20 protein-coding genes are annotated in these 20,416 nt (G+C 73.6%); 7 read left to right on the forward strand and 13 right to left on the reverse strand.

Annotation, left to right across the window (positions count from 1 at the left end; genetic code table 11):
* From ACPYOM_RS08495 to ACPYOM_RS08505, 3 genes are all read right to left on the reverse strand, one after another.
* Positions 1-754, reverse strand: a 754-nt coding sequence (locus tag ACPYOM_RS08495; RefSeq protein ID WP_481345617.1) for a glutamyl-tRNA reductase, incomplete at its 3' end; no start/stop codon positions are given.
* Entirely contained in the window at positions 751-1,431 is a 681-nt protein-coding gene (locus ACPYOM_RS08500; RefSeq protein ID WP_481342772.1) for a redox-sensing transcriptional repressor Rex, read from the reverse strand. The genes ACPYOM_RS08500 and ACPYOM_RS08495, both read right to left, overlap by 4 nt.
* A 154-nt stretch (positions 1,432-1,585) precedes the next feature.
* Positions 1,586-1,876, reverse strand: a complete 291-nt coding sequence (locus ACPYOM_RS08505) for a glutaredoxin family protein (protein WP_481345618.1) — start codon at positions 1,874-1,876, stop codon at positions 1,586-1,588.
* 117 nt (positions 1,877-1,993) lie between these two features.
* Here ACPYOM_RS08505 and ACPYOM_RS08510 point away from each other — a divergent pair, with 117 nt between their 5' ends.
* Together ACPYOM_RS08510 and ACPYOM_RS08515 are read left to right on the forward strand one after the other, a co-directional pair.
* A complete protein-coding gene (locus ACPYOM_RS08510; protein WP_481345619.1) occupies positions 1,994-2,857 on the forward strand; it encodes an RNA polymerase sigma factor in 864 nt (287 codons plus the stop codon).
* Between the two features lie 394 nt (positions 2,858-3,251).
* Complete coding sequence (locus ACPYOM_RS08515) at positions 3,252-4,640, forward strand: DUF5667 domain-containing protein (RefSeq protein WP_481345620.1); 1,389 nt, start codon at positions 3,252-3,254, stop codon at positions 4,638-4,640.
* A 235-nt stretch (positions 4,641-4,875) separates the two neighbouring features.
* Here ACPYOM_RS08515 and ACPYOM_RS08520 read toward each other — a convergent pair whose 3' ends face one another.
* From ACPYOM_RS08520 to ACPYOM_RS08545, 6 genes are all read right to left on the reverse strand, one after another.
* Positions 4,876-6,831, reverse strand: coding sequence for a lysophospholipid acyltransferase family protein (locus tag ACPYOM_RS08520; RefSeq protein ID WP_481345621.1), 1,956 nt, complete (start codon positions 6,829-6,831; stop codon positions 4,876-4,878).
* Positions 6,828-7,874 (reverse strand): NAD-dependent epimerase/dehydratase family protein, encoded by a 1,047-nt coding sequence (locus tag ACPYOM_RS08525; RefSeq protein WP_481342777.1) that lies wholly within the window; start codon positions 7,872-7,874, stop codon positions 6,828-6,830. The genes ACPYOM_RS08520 and ACPYOM_RS08525 overlap by 4 nt, the downstream gene beginning before the upstream one ends.
* Positions 7,875-8,171: 297 nt before the next feature.
* Positions 8,172-8,270 (reverse strand): 30S ribosomal protein bS22, encoded by a 99-nt coding sequence (locus tag ACPYOM_RS08530; RefSeq protein WP_003792170.1) that lies wholly within the window; start codon positions 8,268-8,270, stop codon positions 8,172-8,174.
* A gap of 228 nt (positions 8,271-8,498) precedes the next feature.
* Positions 8,499-8,699, reverse strand: coding sequence for a helix-turn-helix domain-containing protein (locus ACPYOM_RS08535; RefSeq protein WP_020145054.1), 201 nt, complete (start codon positions 8,697-8,699; stop codon positions 8,499-8,501).
* A 179-nt stretch (positions 8,700-8,878) separates the two neighbouring features.
* Positions 8,879-10,195, reverse strand: coding sequence for an aspartate--tRNA(Asn) ligase (gene aspS, locus ACPYOM_RS08540; protein WP_481345622.1), 1,317 nt, complete (start codon positions 10,193-10,195; stop codon positions 8,879-8,881).
* Positions 10,196-10,568: 373 nt separating this feature from the next.
* Positions 10,569-11,765 (reverse strand): acetoin utilization protein AcuC, encoded by a 1,197-nt coding sequence (locus tag ACPYOM_RS08545; protein WP_481343935.1) that lies wholly within the window; start codon positions 11,763-11,765, stop codon positions 10,569-10,571.
* 55 nt (positions 11,766-11,820) lie between these two features.
* Between ACPYOM_RS08545 and ACPYOM_RS08550 the strand changes: the two genes are divergently transcribed.
* The gene (locus ACPYOM_RS08550; RefSeq protein WP_481343936.1) at positions 11,821-12,489 is read left to right on the forward strand and encodes a potassium channel family protein; all 669 of its coding nucleotides are present in this window, start codon (positions 11,821-11,823) and stop codon (positions 12,487-12,489) included.
* Between the two features lie 207 nt (positions 12,490-12,696).
* Here ACPYOM_RS08550 and ACPYOM_RS08555 read toward each other — a convergent pair whose 3' ends face one another.
* From ACPYOM_RS08555 to ACPYOM_RS08570, 4 genes are all read right to left on the reverse strand, one after another.
* Positions 12,697-13,227 carry an N-acetyltransferase family protein gene (locus tag ACPYOM_RS08555; RefSeq protein ID WP_481343937.1) on the reverse strand — a complete coding sequence of 177 codons (531 nt, stop codon included), beginning with the start codon at positions 13,225-13,227 and terminating at the stop codon, positions 12,697-12,699.
* An 88-nt stretch (positions 13,228-13,315) separates the two neighbouring features.
* The gene (locus ACPYOM_RS08560) at positions 13,316-13,960 is read right to left on the reverse strand and encodes a GNAT family N-acetyltransferase (protein ID WP_481345623.1); all 645 of its coding nucleotides are present in this window, start codon (positions 13,958-13,960) and stop codon (positions 13,316-13,318) included.
* A gap of 15 nt (positions 13,961-13,975) precedes the next feature.
* Positions 13,976-14,782 carry a pyrroline-5-carboxylate reductase gene (gene proC, locus ACPYOM_RS08565; RefSeq protein ID WP_481343989.1) on the reverse strand — a complete coding sequence of 269 codons (807 nt, stop codon included), beginning with the start codon at positions 14,780-14,782 and terminating at the stop codon, positions 13,976-13,978.
* Between the two features lie 38 nt (positions 14,783-14,820).
* Entirely contained in the window at positions 14,821-15,771 is a 951-nt protein-coding gene (locus ACPYOM_RS08570; RefSeq protein ID WP_481345624.1) for a proline dehydrogenase family protein, read from the reverse strand.
* A 166-nt stretch (positions 15,772-15,937) separates the two neighbouring features.
* Here ACPYOM_RS08570 and ACPYOM_RS08575 point away from each other — a divergent pair, with 166 nt between their 5' ends.
* From ACPYOM_RS08575 to ACPYOM_RS08590, 4 genes are all read left to right on the forward strand, one after another.
* The gene (locus ACPYOM_RS08575) at positions 15,938-16,759 is read left to right on the forward strand and encodes a maleylpyruvate isomerase N-terminal domain-containing protein (protein ID WP_481345625.1); all 822 of its coding nucleotides are present in this window, start codon (positions 15,938-15,940) and stop codon (positions 16,757-16,759) included.
* A 132-nt stretch (positions 16,760-16,891) separates the two neighbouring features.
* Positions 16,892-18,187 (forward strand): alpha-hydroxy-acid oxidizing protein, encoded by a 1,296-nt coding sequence (locus tag ACPYOM_RS08580; RefSeq protein WP_481345626.1) that lies wholly within the window; start codon positions 16,892-16,894, stop codon positions 18,185-18,187.
* A gap of 154 nt (positions 18,188-18,341) precedes the next feature.
* Positions 18,342-19,094, forward strand: coding sequence for an SAM-dependent methyltransferase (locus ACPYOM_RS08585; RefSeq protein ID WP_481345627.1), 753 nt, complete (start codon positions 18,342-18,344; stop codon positions 19,092-19,094).
* Positions 19,095-19,204: 110 nt separating this feature from the next.
* Positions 19,205-19,708 carry a nucleoside deaminase gene (locus ACPYOM_RS08590; protein ID WP_481345634.1) on the forward strand — a complete coding sequence of 168 codons (504 nt, stop codon included), beginning with the start codon at positions 19,205-19,207 and terminating at the stop codon, positions 19,706-19,708.
* Positions 19,709-20,416 lie beyond the last annotated feature (708 nt).

A 20,416-nucleotide genomic window follows, 5' to 3' on the forward strand; every position in this document is an offset into this window, starting at 1 on the left:
CGGTGCCGTCGGTGGCGGCGGCGAGGCGCGTCGCCCGATCCGGGGTGCGGTTGACGACGCTGAGCCGGCCGATGCCGTTGCGACGGGTCGTGGCGGCGGCCAGGCCGCTCATGGCCCCGGCGCCGACGACGGCGGCGTCACGCCCCTCGAGCGGCCCGAGCACCTGGGCGGCCTGCTCGAGCGCGATCTGCACGAGGGAGACGCTGTGGCGGTCGATGTCGGTCTCGGAGTGGGCCCGCTTGCCGACCCGCAGGGCCTGCTGGAACAGCGAGTTCAGGGACGTGCCGACCTGGCCGCGCGCCTGGGCCGCGGCGAGCGCGTCGCGCATCTGGCCGAGGACCTGCGCCTCGCCGACGGCCATGGAGTCGAGGCCGCACGCGACGGTGAAGGTGTGCGCCACCGCGGCGTCGTCGAACCGGACGTAGAGGTGGTCGGCGAGGGACTCGGCGCGCGCGGCGAGGGCCTCCGTGGGGTCGGTGGGCGGCGCGTACGACGTCCCGGTGTTCTCGGGCTGCTCGATGCCGGCGGCCAGCGCCAGCGCCTCGCCGATCGCCGCGACGGCCGGGTGGAACGCGGCGACCTCGGCGTAGACCTCGAGGCGGTTGCACGTCGACAGGACGACCGCCTCGGAGGCAGTCGCCGAGCCGAGGAGCGAGCCGGCGATGGCCGCCGCGCGGTCGGGACGCTCGGACAGCGCCTCGAGCACCGACAGGGGCGCCGTGTGGTGGGACAGGCCGATGACGAGCAGGCTCACCGCGCCACCGCCGATCGCAGCTCGCCGGCGGCCAGTGCCTTGCGCTGGGCGTGGAAGGCGAGGATCTGCAGCTCGGTGGACAGGTCGACGCGACGCACGTGGACGCCGTCGGGGACCGCGAGCACCGCCGGCGCGAAGTTGAGGATGGAGCTGATGCCGGCGCCGACGAGGGCGTCGCAGACGGCCTGCGCGGCCGGTGCCGGCGTCGCGATGACCCCGATCGCGATGGGGTCCACCGCGTGGCGCTCGGACAGCTCGGCGAGCGGACGGATGCGGACGCCGACGACGACCTCGTCGGCGAGGGCCGGGTCGTCGTCGTAGAGGCCGACGACGCGGAAACCCTTGGTGACGAAGCCCGAGTAGGAGGCGAGCGCGTGACCGAGGTTGCCCATTCCGACGATGGCGACCGGCCAGTCCTCGGTGAGGCCGAGGGCCCGGGAGATCTCGAGGGCGAGCGTCTCGACGTCGTAGCCGACGCCGCGAACGCCGTAGGAGCCGAGGTGGCTGAGGTCCTTGCGGAGCTGCGCCGAGCGCACGCCGACCTCGGCCGCGAGCTCTTCGGACGACACCGACAGCACGCCGTCCTCGGCCAGGCGGGACAGCGTCCGCAGGTACTCAGGGAGCCGCGCGACGGTTGCGTCGGGGATCTCTCGACGCAGGACAGGGTCGGCGGACACGCTTGCTCACCGGCTCCTCTCGCTGGGGCGTTCGGCACGAACGCGGAGCACGTGGGGACCCGTTCAGGCTAGACGTTTGTGAAGGCATGCACAAAGTTGACGTGACCGGCCTATCAGACGTAGGGCGCCGGCCGGGCACCGGTCCCCCACCGGGTCAGCCCAGAGCCCGCCGGAGCCGGGCCTCGTCGACCCGCCAGAAGTCGTGGCGGCGGCCGTCGACGAAGGTCACCGGGATCTGCTCGCCGTAGCGTCGCAGCAGCTCCGGGTCGTCGTCGACGGAGCGCTCCTGCCACCCGACGCCGAGGTCCGCGGCGACCCGCTCGACGACCGCCCTCGCCTCGTCGCACAGGTGGCAGCCGGCGCGGCCGAGCAGGAGCACGCGGGGTGGCGGCCCGGGGCTGCCGGCGTCCGTCGCGTTGCTGCCGGGACCGGGGGACGTGCTCATGGGCCCACTCTAGGTCGCGGCAGGGCCGGGGCCCGCGCGTTACCCGTCGGTAGCAGATCGGTCACATCCGGTCGAACTGACTGCCATGAGGGCGCCGCGTCAGTCAGACTGTGACGGATGCGCCCGAGGAGGACGCCGGTCCACCGGCAGCCGCGCGGGGCCGCGCCGGGGGCGTTCCCGGCCGCGGTCGCGCTGCACCCTGCCCTCGCCACCGGAGCGGCCTCGCCCGGCAGCCGTCTCGCGCCGGGCCGCCTGCCGTCCTGGCGTTCGGCGCTCGACGCCATCTGGGCAGCCCTCGAGGACGGCGCGGGCGATCGCTTCTCCGGCGCCGGCGCGGGAGGCCCGGGCGCCGAGGGTAGCGGCGCCGGCGGCGCTGCCGGCGCGGGTGGCCGGGGTGGACGCGGCACCCGGACGCTCGAGCGCGACGTCGTCGAGCAGGCCCGGATCGCCGCCCTCGTCGAGCTGGCGCAGCGGGGCGACCGCGAGGCCTTCGCGCAGCTGTACGACGCCTACGTCGACACGGTCTTCCGCTACGTCCTCGTCCGCGTCGCGAGCCGGCAGCTGGCCGAGGACCTCACGTCCGAGACGTTCCTGCGGGCCATGCGCCGCATCGACTCGTTCACGTGGCAGGGCCGCGACATCGCCGCCTGGTTCGTCACCATCGCCCGCAACCTCATCGCCGACCACGTGAAGTCGGCCCGGTTCCGCTTCGAGGTGACCACCGCCGACATGCGCGACGCCGACGAGCGGGTCGACGCCCCCGACGCCGAGGTGCTCGCCCGGCTGCGCGACGAACGGCTCGTCGAGGCCATCCGCGGCCTGGGCTCGGACCAGGCCGAGTGCATCACCCTGCGCTTCCTGCAGGGCCTCAGCCTCGCCGACACGGCCACGGTCCTCGGCAAGTCCGAGGGCGCGGTCAAGCAGCTGCAGCTGCGGGCCACCCGGGCGCTGCGCAAGACCCTCGAGGGAGTGGACCTGTGAGGCCCGTAACGCCCTCGGCACCTGCGTCGTTCTCACGGCAGCGGGACGGTTCGTGTGGGGCCGCACCGCAGCCCCTCGCGCTCCCGGGCGCCGTGGGGCACGCGACCCCGACCCCGAGGGCAGGACACGAGACGACGCACCACCCGCACCCCGCAACCGCGCCGCGCCTCACCGAGGCCGACGCGCGCCGCCGGTCCCGCGTGCCGGGCCTCGACCCGCACGTGCGGCCCGGCTCCGGTCCGGCGACCGGCCCGGCTCCAGCCACGGCAGGTGCCGCACCGGTTCCTCCGGCCCGGCGACCACGACACCGCGTCGGCCCGACGCGCCCTGACTGACCGCACGACCCGTACGACCTTCCGGCAGCACCTGACCGCACGAGAACGAAGGAGGAGAGATGGACCTCGGCCCCACGTCCGACGCCGACCTCCTCCAGCGTGCCCTCGAGGGCGAGCGGGTCACCGAGCCGGGCATCCTCGAGCTCGTCGCGGTCGTGCACGCCGTCACCGCCATCGACCAGGCGGGCCTCGCGCCGCGCCGCGAGTTCGTCGCGGACCTGCGGGCCAGGCTCCTCGAGGACGACGGCGGCCTGGCTGCTCCGGTCGTCCCGCTCGGCGGACCCGCTGACGGTGGTTCCCCGCCCGAGTCCGTGAGCCCGACGAGCGCCGGGCGCCAGGGCGTCGACCCGAGCACCGACGCTGACCCGACCACCGACGCGTACCCGAGCCCCGACGCCGACGCGGAGCCCGACCCGACGGGCGCTCCGGACGCTCGCCGCGGCGCCGGCCCGTCCGGCGGGACCGTCTCCGTCCTGCGCGTCGCGGCCCGTCCGCTGCGCTACGTCGCGGCCGCTGCCGCGGCGCTGCTCGTGGTCGGCGGCGCCCTCGGCTGGGCCTCGCGCTCCGCCCTGCCGGGTGACGCGCTCTACGGCGTCAAGCAGGTGCTCGACCGCGCTGCCGTCCAGCTGTCCGGGTCGCGCTACGACCAGGGCCTGACCTACCTCGCGCAGGCCCAGCAGCACATCGGCGAGGCCCGCGACCTCGTCGACCGCGGCGCCCCGGCCGCCGTCGACGTCGAGACCGCGCTCGACCTCGCGTCCGACGCGACGACCCGGGCGCAGACCCTCCTGCTCGAGGCCTTCCGCAGCGAGGACCGCGTCGACGCCATCACGCAGCTCGCCGACTTCTACACCCGCGCGCTGCCGCAGGTGGACGCGCTGCACGACCGGGTTCCCGCCGAGGCCCTCCCGTCGTGGCAGCGGCTGCACGACCTGCTGGTGCAGAACCGCGTCACCGTCCTGCGCGAGCTCGCCGGCTGCAGCGCCTGCGGCGGCGCCGCGACCCAGGCCCGGCAGCTGCTGTCGGCGATCCTGGGCGGGGCCCCGACGGCGAGGCCCACTGGCGTGCCGCCCGGCACGCCCCCGGCCACCCCGGTCCCGCCGCGCACCAGCGTCCCACGACAACCGGGCGCGACGGTGACCGTGCCCGGCGCCGGCGGCGTCCCGCTCCCCGGCATCGGCGTCACGGGTGGCGTGACCCTTCCCGGCAGCACGGTGCAGCTGCCGGGCGTCGGCGTCTCGACCTCCTCGGTGGCCGTCGGCGGTGGCGGAGTCACGTTGCCGGGCAGCACCGTCAGCCTGCCCGGGGTCACCGCCACGTCGGGCACCATCGGGGTCGGCGGCGGAGGCGTGTCGATCACCGGCGTCCCGTCCGTCCCCCTCCCGTCGGTGACGCTGACCGTGCCCAAGCTCCCGCTGTCGCCCACCCTGCCCAAGCTGCTCCCCTGACCCGACCGCCGAGAAGGCCATCCGCAACGCACGGCCTTGTCGACCGAACGAGTCGTTCGGTGCTGAGGGCGGGGGTGCACCGACGCGTTCGAGCCCCTGCAACGCGTTCGGCACCGAACGAGTCGTTCGGTGCCGAGGGCGGGGGTGCACCGACGCGTTCGAGCCTCCATAACGCGTTCGGCACCGAACGAGTCGTTCGGTCGGGGTCAGGAGGCCCGCTCGAGGGCCGGAGGGCTCAGATGAAGACGGACTTGCGCTGCATGAGCAGGCTGTAGAGCGTCTGCTGGATCGTCTCGCGGACCTGATCGGTCAGGTCGAAGACGAGCATCGGGTCGTCGGCGGCGTCCGGGCCGAAGGAGGTGGTGTCGATGGGCGGCCCGAACTCGATGAGCCACTTGCTCGGCAGCGGGATCATCCCGAGCGGGCCGAGGAGCGGGAACGTCGGCGTGATCGGCGCGTACGGCAGGCCGAGCAACCGCGCGACGGCCGGCATGTTGCCGAGGATGGGGTAGATCTCCTCCGCGCCGACGATCGACACGGGCACGATGGGGACCCCAGCGCGCAGGGCGGCCGACACGAAGCCGCCCCGACCGAACCGCTGCAGCTTGTACCGCTCGCTGAACGGCTTGCCGACGCCCTTGAACCCCTCCGGCCAGACCCCGACGAGCGAGCCGCCGGCCAGCAGGCGCTCGGCGTCGGTGTTGGCCGCCAGGGTGGTGCCGGAGCGTCGGGCCATCGTGCCGATGAACGGCAGCTGGAAGACGAGGTCGGCGCCCAGCATCCGCAGGTGCCGGTGCTGCGGGTGCTCGTCGAAGACGGCGACCTGGGTCATGAGCGAGTCCATCGCCACCGTGCCCGAGTGGTTGCCGACGACGAGGGCTCCGCCCTCGGACGGGATGTTCTCGATGCCTCGGACCTCCACCCGGAACCACGAGCGGTACAGGGGGCGGAGCAGCGGCAGGTGGACGTGGACGGTGTAGTCCTCGTCGAAACCGAACTCGTCGACCGTGTAGTCGCCGGTGAGCCGACGTCGGAGGTACGCGAGCGTCTCGGCGACCTGTCGCTCGACGTCCTCGGCCGGCAGCCCCGCCGACGTCGCGGCCGCACGGAAGACGTTGACGGCCAGTTCGACGAGCTCTGCCGGTCCCGGGCGCGACTCGCTGCTGAACTCCGCCGCCTCGAGGACCGCCCCGACGAGGCGCTCGGCCTTCGACTGCAGGCCGGCCAGGCCCAGGGTCGTCGCGAGGTCGGAGGCGCCCTCGGCGTCGGCGATCGGGGGCACGGCACGCAGCCGCGTCGCCTCGCGCGCCTCCTCCGCGGACGGACCGGTCGGGGTGGTGGACGCCGTGGTCGTGGTGGTCGTGCTCGTCGTGCTCGTCGTGCTGGTTGTCGGAGTCAGCGGCACCCGGCGAGGCGGACGCGTCCGGGCGCGGGACGCGGTCGCCCCGGGTGTGCCGGGCAGCCCGGACGACGAGCCGGACGTGCCGGGCGAGCCGGGTGGGACGGCCGTCGGGTGCGCGGCCCGGGACGCCGACTCCGTGCGGCGGGCGTGGATCGCCGAACGGCTCGGCCTGGTCCGCGGTACCTCGGGAACCGCCTCCGGGGCCCAGCCACCGGTCTCGGAGTCCCGCTCGAGCGGGGGACCCGACGGCGCCTGCGCGTCCGGACCGATGGCCTCGGGCACGTCTGGGGTCTCGGTGGCCTGCTCGAGCCGCAGCCGACGCGCGGCGCTCACCTCGACGGGCTCGAGGGCGTCACCGCCGGACAGCAGCGGCGTGCCGGACCGGCGCAGCCGCTCCCCCGTCGCGCGCGCCGCGCCGGCGGCGAACACCCCGCGTCGCGGCGACGTCGCGTCGCCCGGCGTCGTGGCGCCTGGCGTCGCCGTGCCTTGCGTCATGGCCGCCGTCGTGCTCGCCTGCTTCGCCGTGGCCTTCTGCACGGCGGTCGGGCTGGTCACGGACTTCTTGGCCGTGCCCTTCTTCGCCGTGCCCTTCTTCGCTGTGCCCTTCTTCGCTGTGGCCTTCTTCGCTGTGGCCTTGCTCGTCGCGGCCTTGCTCGTCGCGGCCTTCTTCGACGCCGTCCTCGCGGCCGCCTGCCTGACCGTCGCGCGGGGCGCGCCGGCCGGCTCGGCGCCGGGACCGCCCGGTGCCGCCGGGGTCGGGGTGTCGGGGGTCTCGCGGCCGGGGCTCACGGCTGGATCCTGTCGAGGACGCGGGCGATGGCCGCAGCGGTGCCTCCGGCGGCGTCGGTCACGGCGTCGGACACACCGTCGACGCCGGGCACGGCCGGACGCAGGTGGTGTGCGTAGTCCTCGAAGGCCGAGCGCGTCGTGTACTGCGGTTCGAAGCCGAGCACGGTACGCATCCGGGAGGTGTCGAGGCCGCGTCCGAAGGCCAGGAAGGTCAGCTGGTCGTGGGAGAAGTCGGCCAGGCCGCTGCGGCGCACGATGCTGCCGAACACCCCGGCCGCCGCCAGCGGCACCGGAAGGATCGGGCGGCGCGCTATCGCCGTGCACTGGGCCACCGTGAGGAACCCGTCGGCGGCGACGTTGACGATGCCGACGGCCGGGCCGGTGGTGGCCAGGATCATCGCGGCGGTCGCGTCGTCCTCGTGGACGAACTGGAGGCGGGCGTCGTAGCCCAGCGGCACCGGCACGACCGGCAGCGCGAAGTAGTCGGTGAAGGCGGTCTTGATGCTCGGTCCGATGACGTTGGCGAACCGGAGCATCGTGATCTCGACGTCGGGCCTGCGCCGGGAGAAGCCGCGCACGTACCCCTCGACCTCGACGGAGTCCTTGCCGAAGCCGGTCCGTGGCATGGTCTTCGGGGTCATGTCCTCGCTGAACATCGCCGGGTCGCGCGGTGACGAGCCGTAGACGGCCGCCGACGACTTGACGACGAGGCGGCTCACCGACTCGGACTTCTGGCACGCGGCGAGCAGCTGCATCGTGCCGATGACGTTGATCTCCTTCTGCGTCACGCGCCCACCGGTGTCCTTCGGCGTGGCGATGACGTTCATGTGCACGACGGTGTCGACCTTCGCCTGGGCCATGATCCGCCCGATCATCGGGTTGCGGATGTCGGCGCGGACGAACTCGGCGCGCCCGATGGAGTGGCGCGGCGGGACGACGTCGACGCCGAGGATCCGCTCGACGTCCGGCTCCCCGGACAGCCGCCGGGCGTAGAGGCCGCCGAGGTACCGGGAGACGCCGGTCACCAGAACGACCTTGGGCATCGGTCCTCCAGTCCTCGGGATTCGTCGGTCAGTGGCGGTGTGCGACGGTCGGCCCGGGCGGCGGAGCGCCGGCTCCCTCGTCCATGGAGAGCCTACCCAGCACCCCGGCGTCCGCGCCGGGTGAGGCGGTGTGCGTCTCGTCGCAACCGCGCCACCGCGGTGGCCGCAGAGTCCGAGGTGGCCACGCCGGACGCGTCTGAGGGGGCCGCAGACGCGAACGACCCCCACCCGAGGTCGGGCGAGGGTCGACGGCGTTGCGGGCCGGGCCCGCGAGGGAGCGCTCCGGGAGGAGTCAGCTCACTTCTTGTTGCGACGCTGGTGACGCGTCTTGCGCAGCAGCTTGCGGTGCTTCTTCTTCGCCATCCGCTTGCGGCGCTTCTTGATGACAGAGCCCATGGTTGTCCTTGTCGTGCGACTGGAAGTGTTGACTGGTGCGTCGACCTGCGCCGACACACCGTCAGAGTGCAGTCGATGTGTCACGAGCCGAACAGGCTCCACAGCCTAGCGTGTGCCCGGCGTCGAACCCAAAAGCGGGCCGTGTCGGCTCCCGATCGGGGACCCGACGACGAGAGGGCGGTCCGGACCGTCTGGCCCGGGCCGCCCTCTGTGCGATGTGACGCTGTGTCACGCGGTGTCGATGTACGACGTCTGCAGGTACTTGTGAACCGCGTCCTCCGGGACCCGGAAGGAGCGGCCGACCCGCACGGCGGGGAGGTCCCCGCCGTGGACGAGCCGGTAGACCGTCATCTTGGACACGCGCATGATCGAGGCGACCTCGGCGACGGTCAGGAACCGCACCTCGGCGAGCTGGCGCTCATTCGACATGTGAACCCCGATCTCTAGGGCGCACCCGCGCGTCGCCGGCTTCCCCTCCGGCGAAACTGCACGCAGGTGCAAGAAGCAACACTAGGGGCAGATGTGACTGGAGGGGAAGCGATCGCACGAACGAATCGCTGAGGCGCAACTCGACACGCCGGTGGGACCCCTGTAGATCTCCCGGCAGGTCACGGCTCGAGCCGATGCAGGTCGCGCGGGAACAGCGTCACCTCGCGGATGTTCTCCGCGCCCGTGAGGCGCGCCACCCACCTTTCCAGACCGATCGCGAATCCGCCATGCGGAGGCATGCCGTGCGTGAAGGCCGCCAGGTAGCCGGCGAGGGCGGCAGGGTCGGTGCCGGTGCGGGCGAGCGCCGCGGCATAGTCCGACGGCCGGTGCAGGCGCTGCCCCCCGGTGGTCAGCTCGAGGCCCCGGAAGAGCAGGTCGAAGCTGTTGCTCCAGCGTTCGTCACCCGGCTGCGGATGCGTGTAGAACGGACGCTTGGCCATCGGGTAGCCCTCCACCCCAAGGAAGTCCGACCCGTGCTCGGCCAGCGCCCACTCCCCGAGGCCGCGCTCGTGCGCCGGGCTGAGGTCGGGCTCGTCCGGGTCCGCGCCGACGAGACGCAGCGCGTCGCGGAAGTGGACGACCGGGATCTGTTCCGGCACCTCGGGCAGCGTGATGCCGAGCAGCGCGACGGCGTCGGAGGCCTCGGCGCGGACGGCCGCGACCATGCCGGCGAGGGCCTCGCGCAGCACCGCGAGCACGTCGCGATGGTCGCGGACGAACCCGAGCTCCGCGTCGAGCGAGGTGTATTGCGCCAGGTGACGCGCCGTGTCGTGCGGTTCGGCGCGGAAGACCGGGCCGACCTCGAAGACGCGCTCGAAGACCCCGACGAGCATCTGCTTGTACAGCTGCGGGCTCTGCGCGAGGTAGGCGGTGCGCCCGAAGTAGTCGACGGTGAAGACGGTGGCCCCCGACTCGGTGGCCGTGCCGACGAGCTTCGGCGTGGCCACCTCGGTGAAGTCGAGCGCCCGCAGGGCGGCACGGAACCCGTGCAGCGACGCCGACGCGACCGCCCATGCGGCCCGGTGCCTCGGGTGCCGCAGCGTGACAGCCGCACGGTCGAGGTGCGTCGGCAAGCCGGCCCCGAACGTCGGGCGCCACAGCTCGACGGGCGGTGCCTGCGCTGGTTCGGTCAGGGCCTCGAGGACCGGCTCGACGAGCTCGGCACCCCCGGGCGCGGCGGCTATGAGGCGGACCCGTCCGGTGACCCGGACGGTCGTCTCCTCGGGCACGTCGGCGAGCGCCGCGAGCGCCTCGGGTTCGCGCACGACGACCTGGGCCAGGCCCGAGCGGTCCCGTACGACGAGGAAGCCGACGCTGCCGAGGACGCGACGCCGGTGCACCCAGCCCATCAGCGTGGCCGGGCCACCGTCGCCGACGGTAGCGAGGTCACGCGCGAGCACGCGCGGAGCGACGGTCGTGGGTTGGGTGGGTGGCATTCCGTTCACCTCCGGAGGGTTGGTGCCCCGGAGGTGTGGGCGATGGGGAATGTCGCTGTGCCACCACACCTTCGCCGCCGCGGATCGCGCTCGGCCTCTGGTCGTGCTCGGCTCAGGATCGTCAGGCCCGTCATCGCCGTGCCGAGAAGGCTACGTGGGACCAGTGTCGCGCTGCGAACAGATTTCCGGCTGGCCGTGGTGCCGGCGTCGCCTGGACGCAGCGCAGCGAGCGAGGCGCCAAAGGCACGCCGTGGCGCCGGCGTCGCCTGGACGCAGCGCAGCGAGCGAGGAACGAGCGAGCGGAGCGGAGGAAGGCGACGGCTGAAGGGCGCCGCGGCACGCGCCGAGCGAAGCGAGGCGCCAAAGGAACTGTTCAGTCGAAGTGCACGTCCAGGCCGTGGTGCGGGAACACCGCCGACCGCGTCGCCATGACGGCGCGGTCGACCTCGCTGGCCGGGTCGTAGCCCATCTCCCAGGAGCGCCACCAGAGCGGGCCGTCCTCGGCGGTGAGGTCGCCCATCCGGCGTGGTCCGGGCCGGCCGAAGACGCGTTCGACGTGGTCGCGCCACTCCTGCGGCACCTCCGCCGAGGTCTTGATCGGAGCGTGCGCCGCGATCGCGGTCAGGTGAGTCCACGTCCGCGGCACGACGTCGACCACCTCGTAGCCCCCGCCGCCGAGGGCCACCCAGCGGCCCTCGCAGACGTCGTGCCCGAGGCGGTGGAACGCGTCGGCCACGGCGCGCTGGGCGTCGACGCTGACGGCGAAGTGCGCCAGGGGGTCCTCAGCGTGGGTGTCGCAGCCGTGCTGCGTCACGAGCACGTCCGGCTTGAAGGCGCGCACGACCGGCGGCACGACGGCGTGGATCGCCCGTAGCCAGCCGGCATCCGCCACCCCCGGCGGCAGGGACACGTTGACGGCGGTGCCCTCGGCGCCCTTGCCACCGATGTCGCTGGGCCACCCCGTGCCCGGGAAGAGCGCCCGGCCCGACTCGTGGACCGAGATCGTGAGCACCCGCGGGTCGTCCCAGAAGATCCGCTCGACGCCGTCACCGTGGTGGACGTCGACGTCGACGTAGGCGACGCGCGCGGCACCGTGGTCGAGCAGCCACCGGATGCCCACGGCGATGTCGTTGTAGACGCAGAAGCCGCTCGCCGTCCCCGGCATGGCGTGGTGCAGCCCGCCGGTGAAGTTGACGGCGTGCTCGGCCGTTCCCTCCCACACCGCACGGGCGCTGTCGACGGTGCCGGCGACGACGCGGGCGCTGGCCTCGTGCATGCCGCGGAAGGCCGGGTCGTCCTCGGTTCCGAGGCCGCGGGCCGGGTCGGCGGAGGCCGGGTCCTCGGAGGCCGCCCGGACGGCCGCGACGTACTCGGGGTCGTGGACGGTCTCGATGAGCGAGTCGGGCGCGGCCTGCGCCCCGACGACCTCGACACCGGGCAGCCCGAAGATCCCGAGGGACTCGCAGAGGCGCGCCGTGAGGTCGAGCCGCACCGGCGCCATCGGGTGGGTGGGCCCGAAGTCGTACCGCGTGAAGGATGAGTCCCAGACGACCCGGGCCTGACTTGGCATGATTGAGACGCTATCGCGTCCGACCCGGCGCGAGCCCCGCGAACGAGGAGCTCCCATGGCCCGCAACCGCCTGTACGACGACGACGTCATCGTCATCGGGCTCGGACGTTTCGGCTCGGCGGTCGCACTGGAGCTGACGCGGCTCGGCAACCGGGTCATCGCCGTCGAGCGCGACAACGCGATCGCCGAGTCCTACGTCAACAAGGTGGCCAAGGTCGTGCACGCCGACATGGCGCACGCCTCCGCCCTGGACATGATCCGCGACGCCGGCCCGAAGATCGCCATCGTCGGCATCGGGTCCTCCGTCGAGTCCTCGGTGCTCGCCGCCGCGAACCTCGTCGACGCCGGCGTGCCCTCCATCTGGGCCAAGGCGCTCTCGCCGGAGCACAAGCGGATCCTCGACCGCATCGGCGTGCACCACGTCATCTCGCCCGAGGCCGACTCCGGCCGGCGGGTCGCGCACCTGGTCAACGGCAAGCTGCTCGACTACATCGAGTTCGACGACGGGTTCGCCATCGTCAAGATCAAGCCGCCGAGCGAGGCGATCGGCTTCACCCTCGAGCAGAGCCAGATCCGTCGCAAGTACGGGGTCACGGTCGTCGGGGTCAAGGCGCCGGGCGAGGACTTCACCTACGCGGTGCCGCAGACGAAGATCTCGGCGCACCACATGCTCATCGTCAGCGGCCCCACCGAGCTGCTCGAGCGCTTCGCCGCCCGGCCGTGACGGGGGTGGGTGACCCGCGAGCAGGACGGGCGGTGGCGCTGGTCCTGCTGTGGGCGGTGACCGTCCCATTCGGCCGGCGGGTGACGTCCGCCTGACCGCCTGACCGCCCGACCGCCCGGCCGCTGCGCGTCCGCCCGGCCCCCGCAGGTCCGCTCGACCGGCGCCTGACGGCTGTCCGGCGGCCGGCCGCTCGAGTCAGGCGACGCCTCAGAGCTGCAACGTCGGGCTGGGGTCCGAGCCGAGCGGGAGGACCATGGCGATCTCCTCCTCGCCGTCCTCCTCGCTGACCACGCCCATCGGGCGACGGTAGTCGGTGGGACGGAACCCCATGCCGCTCGCGAAGGCGACGGCGCGCCCGTTCTCGGTGCCGACCCAGTAGACGAGGTGGGTCTGGCCGCGCTCCGTGGCGAGGCGGGCGCCCTCCTTGACGAGCGTCGTGGCGACTCCGGAGCCACGCGCCTCCGGCCGCACCCAGAGGCCGAAGAGCTCGCCGGCGGAGGCGTCGTCGCCGGCCTTGGCCGTGCCGACGCTGACCACGCCGACGGCGTCGCCCGCACGTTCGGCGACGAGGCGGGCCGAGCGTCGCATCCGCTCGCGCCAGAGGTCCTCGTCGTACGCCTCCTCCTCGCCGGCCGTCGCCGCGAACGCCTCGGGCGACTCGCGCAGGGCGGCGAGGCGGACGGATCGGTAGTCCTGCCAGTCGTCCTCAGCCAGTGGGCGCACGGTGATCTCGCTCATGGAGCAACCTTCGCACGAAGCCCCTTCGGCGTGCACCCGCAGGGACGTGAACATTTCCCGGCGAAGGTCGCGGCCACGGGGGCCGGGCTCACGGGTCGGTGAGCCGGGCGACCATCTCGAGCTCGTGCAGCTCCTCGCGGCGCGGGTGCGGGTGCGTGGCGCCGGTGGCGACGAAGCCGCAGCGCTCGTACAGGGCCCGGGCCGCGGGGTTGTTGCTCGTCACCTCGAGCAGCACCTCGGACTTGCCGCGTCGACGTGCCTCGTCCAGCACCGCGCGGACGAGCGCCTCCCCGACGCCCCTGCCGCGGGCGCGTGGAGCCACGTAGAGACCGAAAAGCGTTGCCACGGTGGCCCGCTCGGGCTCCCAGTGCGACCCCAGGCCGGCGCTGCCGAGCACGCCGGACGCGTCACGCGCCTGGACCAGCCAGGCGCCCTCGATGCGCTCGCGCCAGTCGGCCTCGTCGTAGACCGCCTCGTCGGCGTGGGTGAACCAGAAGGCGTCCGGGGCGGCGGTGAGCATCTCGAGGCGGATGTCGCGGTGGCTCTGCCAGTCGTCGGGGCCGACCCGGTGCAGGTGCATCGCCGGCCGGTGCTCGTCCGAGCCCCGTGCGGCCCGGGCGACGGCATCCCTGGTGCTGCCGCCGCTGTCCACGCTGTCGGTGCCGCCGGTGCTGCCTCGGCCTTTCGTGCCGCCGGTGCTGCCGCTGCTGTCGGTTGTGCCCGAGATCTCCATCGGCCCAGCGTGCCCTCAGGACTGCCCCGAGGCCAGCTCCCTGCTACGCGCCGCCGCCGCCTCCATCGCGGTGACGAACGCGGCGCGCACCTTGTGGTCGTCCAGCTGGCGCAGCGCCGCGACCGTGGTGCCCCCGGGCGAGCTGACCTGCTCGCGGAGCACCGTCGGGTGCTCGCGCGTCTCCTTGAGCATCGTCGCGGCCCCGTAGAGCGTCTGGACGACGAGGTCGGTGGACGTGGCCCGGGGCAGGCCGAGCACGACGCCCGCCTCGATCATGGCCTCGACGACGTAGAAGATGTACGCGGGCCCCGACCCGGAGATCGCCGTGACCGCGTCGAGGTGCTTCTCGGGCAGGCGCACGACCTTGCCGCACGAGGACAGCAGCGCCTCGGCCTCGGCCAGGTGGTCGTCGGTGCAGTGCCGGCCGGGCGCGATGCCGGCCATCCCCTCGTCGACGAGCGCCGGCGTGTTGGGCATGACGCGGACGACCGACGTGCCCTCGGGCAGGCGCGACTCGAGGTACTCGGTCGTGATGCCCGCCGCCAGGGACACGACGACGTTGCCCGGCGCCACGTGGTCGTGGATCTCGTCGAGCAGTGCCGTCATGTCCTGGGGCTTGACGCACAGCACGAGTGTGTCGGCGGCGTCGGCCGCCTCGGGGTTGGACAGGACGCGGACGCCGTACCGGCGGGCGAGCGCGTCGACCTTCTCGGGCGTTCGCCCGGTCACGACGAGGTCGGCGGGCGCGCGGCCGGACCGGATGAGCCCGGACACGAGCGTCTCGCCCATGACCCCGGCTCCCAAGATCGCGGTGGTCGTCATCGTGGCCTCCTGAGCCGAGTGCGGGTGGGTGGGGGACGTCAGCCCTTGGTGGCGATGCCGCGCAGGAAGAACATGACGTTGGCCGGGCGCTCGGCCATGCGCCGCATGAGGTAGCCGTACCACTCCTGTCCGTACGGGATGTAGACCCGCATCTGGTCGCCCCGGTCGGCGATGCGGCGCTGCTCGTCGGGGCGGATGCCGTAGAGCATCTGGTACTCGAACGAGCGCGGGTCGCGTCCGGCCTGGCCGGCGAGCGCCCCGGCGATCTCGATGAGCCGTGGGTCGTGCGAGGCGACCATCGGGTAGCCCTCGCCCCTCATAAGCACCTTGAGGCAGCGGACGTAGGACTTGTCGACGTCGGCGCTCGACTGGAAGGCCACCGACTCGGGCTCTTTGTAGGCGCCCTTGCACAGGCGGACGCGGGAGCCGGCGTGGGCGAGGTCGCGGCAGTCGGCCTCGGTCCGGTAGAGGTAGGCCTGCAGGACCGCCCCGACGCTCGGGAAGTCCGCCCGCAGCTCGCGCAGGGACTCGAGGGTGCGGTCGGTGGTCGTGTGGTCCTCCATGTCGAGGGTCACCGTCGTACCGGCCTGCTCGGCCGCGGCGCAGATGTCGCGGGCGTGGTCGAGCGCGATCGTGTCGCCGTCGCCGGGCAGCGCCTGACCGAGGGCGCTCAGCTTGAGCGAGACCTCGACGGTGCCGCCCTGGGTGAGTCCCTGGTCGGCGAGGGCCGTGAGCAGCCCGACGTACGCGTCCCGGGTGTGCTGCGCGTGGGCGAGCTCGACGGTGTCCTCGCCCAGGTAGTCGATGGTGGCGAGCCGGCCCGAGGCGGCGATCTCGGCGGCGGCCCCGACGACGTCGGCGCGGTCGGTCCCGGGGACGAAACGCTTGACGACCGAGCGCGACACGGGCGCCTTCTCGATGACGTCTCGGATCTTCTCCTGCTTGGACAGCTGCAGGAGGGAGTTGCGCAGCAGGTCGCTGGCGTCCACGGCGGGCCTCCGGGGTTCGTTGGCGGTACGGGCAGGCGGCGGTGGCCGTCCTCGCGCGAAATCTACCGCTGCGGGCCGTGATGCCCGGTCCGGGACCGCTGTGGCAGCGTGGCTTCCCCTCTCCGCGGCTCTCCGCGGCCCGGCCGCTTGGGGCAGACTCGGGGCCGTGAGCGAGCACTCCCCCGACGCGCCCGGCAGCGGCCCGTCCTCGGCCCTGGCCTCCGGGCTGACGCTCGACGACCTCGGCGAGGGCCTCGGCACGGCCGCCACCGTGCTGCGTGGCAACGCCGGCTCGGCCGGCCTCGACGCGCGCGTGCCGACCTGCCCCGGATGGTCCGTGCTCGACCTCGTCGCGCACCAGGGGATGGTGCACCGCTGGGCCGCGAGCCACGTGCGCGGTGCGCCGGTGGCCGACCCGGATCGTCTCGAGTCCGAGGGCCGGGCAGCGACCGACCTCCTCGCGTGGTTCGACGAGGGCGCTACCGGCCTGCTCCAGGCCCTGTTCGACGCCCCCGACGACCTCGACGCGTTCACGTTCCTCCACGACGCCCCCGCCCCGCGGGTCTTCTGGACGCGACGGCAGTGCCACGAGACGACGGTCCACGCCGTCGACGCCATGGCGGCCCGCCTGGGGAGGCCGCCGCGTCCGGAGGAGACGTGGCTGCGTCCAAGGGCCGCGTCCGACGGCATCGACGAGCTGCTCACCGGGTTCGTCCCGCGCGGCAAGCAGGGCGTGCAGCCGGAGCGACCGGTGCGCCTGCTCGTGCGGCCCGACGACGCCGCGCTCGCCTGGCTGCTCGACCTCGCGCCGGACCGACCCGCCACGACGACCCGGCTCACCGACGTCGAGGCCCTCGCCGCCGACGCCGACGTGGCGTGGACCGGCGGCGCCGTCGACGTGTTCCTGCGGCTCTGGAGCCGGACCGACGTCGAGCCGGCCGACGCGCTCGAGCGGTGGTGGCGTGACGCGGTGTCCGTGACGTGGTGACGACAGGGGCTTCGGCCGGGTCGGCGGACAGGGCAGCCGCCGGGGCGGCGGACGGGGCAGCCGCCGGGGCGGCGTCGGGGGCAGCAGCCCGCGGCACCGGACTGCAGTCGGGCCCGAGGACGAGGAGGCGGCATGCCTGACGGAGGGCTCGGTCGCGCGGTGCAGTCGGCCGTGTACCGGGCGGGCGCCTTCGGGCGTCGCCCCGCCGTGCCCACCGACGGGACGCGGCTCGAGGAGGCCGCGCGCCGCGTCATGTCCCGTCGTGGGTTCGCCTACGTCGCCGGGTCGGCCGGGTCCGAGGCGACCGCCCGCGCCAACCGTCAGGCGTTCGACCGGTGGCAGGTCGTGCCGCGGATGCTCGTCGACACACGTGCCCGTGACCAGTCCGTGGAGCTGTTCGGCCGGCGGCACGCCTCGCCGTTCCTCGTCTCCCCCATCGGCGTGCTGTCGATGGCCCACCGCGACGCCGATCTCGCGGTCGCGCGAGGCGCCCGCGAACAGCACGTGACGCCGGTGCTCAGCACCCAGGCGTCCGTGCCGATGGAGGACGTCGCGCGCGAGCTGGACGGGTCGGGCCACTGGTACCAGCTGTACTGGAGCAGCGACGACGCCCTCGTCGAGAGCCTCGTGTCCCGCGCCGAGGCCTGCGGCAGCGAGGCCCTCGTCGTCACGCTCGACACCGCGTACCTCGGCTGGCGACCGCGTGACCTGGACCTCGGCCACCTCCCCTTCGCCCGCGGTGAGGGCATCGCCCAGTACACGTCCGACCCGGTGTTCCGGCGCCTCGTCTCCGAACGGCTCGCGGCCGCGGAACACCTTGGGACGCAGGAGCGTCCGCGTCCGACCCCCGCCGTCGTTTCGACGCTGCTGTCCATCAGCCGCAACCACCCGGGCGACACGCGTCGCAACCTCTCCTCACCCGGGCCGCGTGCCGCGGTCGACACCTTCCTCGACGTGTTCAGCCGGCCGTCCCTGACGTGGGAGGACCTCCCCCGGCTCCGGTCGCTGACGACGCTCCCCGTGGTGCTCAAGGGCATCCTGCACCCCGACGACGCCCGGCGAGCGGTCGACGCCGGTGTGGACGGCCTCTGGGTGTCGAACCACGGTGGCCGGCAGGTCGACCGGTCGGTGGCAGCGCTCGACGCGCTGCCCGGCGTCGTCGAGGCGGTGCGGCACTCTGGTTCACGGATGCCGATCGTGTTCGACAGTGGGATCCGCTGCGGCGCAGACGCCTTCGTCGCGCTTGCGCTGGGAGCCAACGCGGTCGGCGTCGGGCGTCCGCACGTCTACGGCCTGGCCTTGGCCGGGGCTGCCGGGGTCGTCGAGGTGCTGCGCAACCTGCGCGCCGAGCTCGACCTCCAGCTGGCCCTTTCGGGCCGCACCTCGGTGGTCGGGCTGACGCCCGAGGACCTCGTCCGCGCCAACTGACCCGCGTCGCCCGTCGTCCGCCGACGCGGCGCTCGCGCGAACCCGCTGGTGGACCGACGCGTTCGCTCACCCACACCGTCGCGTCGAACCGGTCCGGATGGTCGGCCCGTGGATCTCGGTCGACGTGCGGGGCCGTCACAGGGAGGATCGGGGCATGCCAGCGCTCGACCACCTGACGAAGGACGCCTTCCCCAAGTCCGCCAAGTACGACGCCATGTGGCTCGTCGACCTCGACATGGGGCCGCACCCGCTCTGGCTGCTCGAGGACCTCGCGGCCGACCTCGAGCTGCGCCCGGGCATGCGCGTCCTCGACCTGGGGTCGGGCCTCGGTGCGACGTCGGTGTTCCTCGCCAAGGAGTACGGCGTGCACGTGGTCGCCGCCGACCTCTGGGTCGACCCGAGCGAGGCCGGTGCCGTCTTCGACAAGGAAGGCGTGGCGGACCGAGTCCTGCCGGTGCGCGTCGACGCCCACCAGCTGCCCTTCGGCCGTGGCACGTTCGACGCCGTCGTCAGCATCGACGCGTGGGAGTACTTCGGTACCGGTGACCACTACCCGCCGTACGTGGCCAGGTTCCTGCGCCCGGGAGGGCAGCTCGGCGTCGCCACGCCGGCCCTGACCACCGAGGTGCGCGAGCTCGGCGAGATCCCGGACCACCTCGACCGTGTCGTCGGGGCCGAGACCGCCGCGTGGCACACCGCGGAGTGGCTGCGCAGCCAGTGGGAGTTCAGCCGCGCCTTCACCTCGGTGACGGCACGCAGCCAGCCGGAGGGGTGCGCCAACTGGCTGCTCTGGGAGCGGGCCGTCAACGAGCTCAAGGGCCAGGCCACCTCGCCCGTGCAGCAGATGCTCGAGGCCGACGGGGGCGCCTTCGTCACCTTCGCACTCGTCACCGGGAGGGTCGCATGAGCAGCGACGACCGGCTGGCCGGCGGCAGCGGCGGCACCGACGACCGGGCGGGCGGCGGGAGCGCGGGTGGCGCGGGTGGCGTGGGTGCGGGCCGCCCGAGCGCGCGTGGCGTGGGCGCCGGGTCGAGAGTCACCGGCGCCGACCTCGTCCACCTGCGGCGGGCCGTCGAGCTCGCCCGTCTCGCGCTCGAGCGCGGCGACGAGCCGTTCGGCTCGGTCCTCGTGTCGGGTGAGGGCAAGGTGCTCTTCGAGGACCACAACCACGTCGTCGAGCTCGACGAGACCCAGCACCCCGAGCTCGCCATCGCCCGGTGGGCCGGTGCCCGGCTGACGCCGGCGGAGCGGGCCGCCGCGACGGTCTACACCTCGGGCGAGCATTGCGCGATGTGCTCGGCTGCGCACGGTTGGGTGGGGCTGGGTCGGATCGTCTACGCCGCGAGCACCGAGCAGCTCGTGCGGTGGCGCGCGTCGTGGGGCTCCTCGCCCTCGCGGGTCCGGGCCCTGGCGATCACCGACGTCGTGCCGGGCGCCGTCGTCGCGGGCCCGGTGCCCGAGCTGGAGGACGAGGTCCGCGACCTGCACGAGCGGTTCGCGCGCCGGCACCCGCCGAGCTGACGCGTCGATGCCCTGCGCCTACGCCCGCCACAACCGCGCCACGGCGCACTTCCCGGGCGGATGAGCCACAACTCCCCGCCACAACCGCGCCACGGCGCACTTCCACGGCCGATGCAGCACACCCTCGTCCCCAACAACCGCGCCACGGCGGAGTTGTGAAGGTGCCGCCCGTGAGGGCTGTGGAGAGCGGCTGCGCGCCGACGCGGTCAACGGGCAGGCTCTCGGCATGGCAACCCCTGACCAGCAGACGTCGGTGCTCCTCCGGTCCGACGCGATCGGGGCCGGAGTCACGGATGGCAGACTGAGGCGCAGCCACCAGCCGGTCTTCCGCGGGGTGTATCTCGTGCGCGAGGCGGAGCCGACGACGAGGGCGCGGATCGAGGCGGCCCTTGCCGTCGTCACCCCGGGCAGCTACGTGTCGCACCACACTGCAGCGAGGCTGTGGGGCGGCGTCGTCCCCGACGACGCGGACGTGCACGTGTGCAGCCCGCGCAACCGTTCCCGACGCGTCGGGATCGCCGCACACCGCACCAAGGCGGCTCAGCGCGTCGTCAGCTTCCGAGGACTGCGTGTCACCAGTCCGGTGCAGACCTTCCTCGACCTGTCACAGATGCTGGATCTGGTGGATCTCGTCGTGCTCGGCGACTCTCTCGTCAGGGCGGGACGCACCTCGCCGGGTGAGCTCGTCCGGACCGCCGGTCGGCACCA

The organism is Monashia sp. HAY1-2A, from assembly GCF_056755315.1.

Excerpts from the sequence above, each read along its gene's own strand:
- ACPYOM_RS08530 (WP_003792170.1), bottom strand. The coding sequence starts at position 8,270 with ATGGGCTCTGTCATCAAGAAGCGCCGCAAGCGGATGGCGAAGAAGAAG.
- ACPYOM_RS08555 (WP_481343937.1), bottom strand. The coding sequence starts at position 13,227 with ATGAGCGAGATCACCGTGCGCCCACTGGCTGAGGACGACTGGCAGGAC.
- ACPYOM_RS08550 (WP_481343936.1), top strand. The coding sequence starts at position 11,821 with ATGGCCCGCAACCGCCTGTACGACGACGACGTCATCGTCATCGGGCTC.
- ACPYOM_RS08560 (WP_481345623.1), bottom strand. The coding sequence starts at position 13,960 with ATGGAGATCTCGGGCACAACCGACAGCAGCGGCAGCACCGGCGGCACG.
- proC (WP_481343989.1), bottom strand. The coding sequence starts at position 14,782 with ATGACGACCACCGCGATCTTGGGAGCCGGGGTCATGGGCGAGACGCTC.
- ACPYOM_RS08580 (WP_481345626.1), top strand. The coding sequence starts at position 16,892 with ATGCCTGACGGAGGGCTCGGTCGCGCGGTGCAGTCGGCCGTGTACCGG.
- ACPYOM_RS08535 (WP_020145054.1), bottom strand. The coding sequence starts at position 8,699 with ATGTCGAATGAGCGCCAGCTCGCCGAGGTGCGGTTCCTGACCGTCGCC.
- ACPYOM_RS08515 (WP_481345620.1), top strand. The coding sequence starts at position 3,252 with ATGGACCTCGGCCCCACGTCCGACGCCGACCTCCTCCAGCGTGCCCTC.
- ACPYOM_RS08505 (WP_481345618.1), bottom strand. The coding sequence starts at position 1,876 with ATGAGCACGTCCCCCGGTCCCGGCAGCAACGCGACGGACGCCGGCAGC.
- ACPYOM_RS08585 (WP_481345627.1), top strand. The coding sequence starts at position 18,342 with ATGCCAGCGCTCGACCACCTGACGAAGGACGCCTTCCCCAAGTCCGCC.
- ACPYOM_RS08525 (WP_481342777.1), bottom strand. The coding sequence starts at position 7,874 with ATGCCCAAGGTCGTTCTGGTGACCGGCGTCTCCCGGTACCTCGGCGGC.
- ACPYOM_RS08510 (WP_481345619.1), top strand. The coding sequence starts at position 1,994 with ATGCGCCCGAGGAGGACGCCGGTCCACCGGCAGCCGCGCGGGGCCGCG.
- aspS (WP_481345622.1), bottom strand. The coding sequence starts at position 10,195 with ATGCCACCCACCCAACCCACGACCGTCGCTCCGCGCGTGCTCGCGCGT.
- ACPYOM_RS08545 (WP_481343935.1), bottom strand. The coding sequence starts at position 11,765 with ATGCCAAGTCAGGCCCGGGTCGTCTGGGACTCATCCTTCACGCGGTAC.